Source organism: Priestia sp. SIMBA_032, assembly GCF_046535215.1.
Taxonomy (GTDB): Bacteria; Bacillota; Bacilli; order Bacillales; family Bacillaceae_H; genus Priestia; species Priestia aryabhattai.
Genome location: NZ_JAWRXD010001367.1, coordinates 1 through 244 on the forward strand (window position 1 = coordinate 1; position 244 = coordinate 244).

1 protein-coding gene and 1 pseudogene are annotated in these 244 nt (G+C 34.4%); one reads left to right on the plus strand and one right to left on the minus strand.

What is annotated here, in order from left to right:
• On the plus strand, positions 1-76 hold a 76-nt coding region (locus SB717_RS38790), incomplete at its 5' end, for a DUF2552 family protein (RefSeq protein ID WP_410908575.1).
• A gap of 10 nt (positions 77-86) precedes the next feature.
• Here the strand turns inward: SB717_RS38790 and SB717_RS38795 are convergent.
• Positions 87-244, minus strand: a pseudogene (locus SB717_RS38795) (alpha/beta hydrolase); the annotation flags it as partial.

Sequence of the window (244 nt, forward strand, 5' to 3'; positions counted from 1 at the left end):
ATTTCCAACGTTAGATGATGCAATGCAATGGATTTCTGAAAATATGGAACAAGTTACAGACGTTTTAGCGCAATAAAAAAACAGGCTTATGCAAGCCTGTTTTTTGTTTCTTTCACATATGTGTTTAAAAATTGATCGATGGCTGCTTCGTACTCTTCTTTATTTTCGTTATAAGAGCAAGCGTGTGCACCGTGTTCTGCAATATAAAGTTGCTTATTATTTTCTTTCGCTTCATATAACGCTT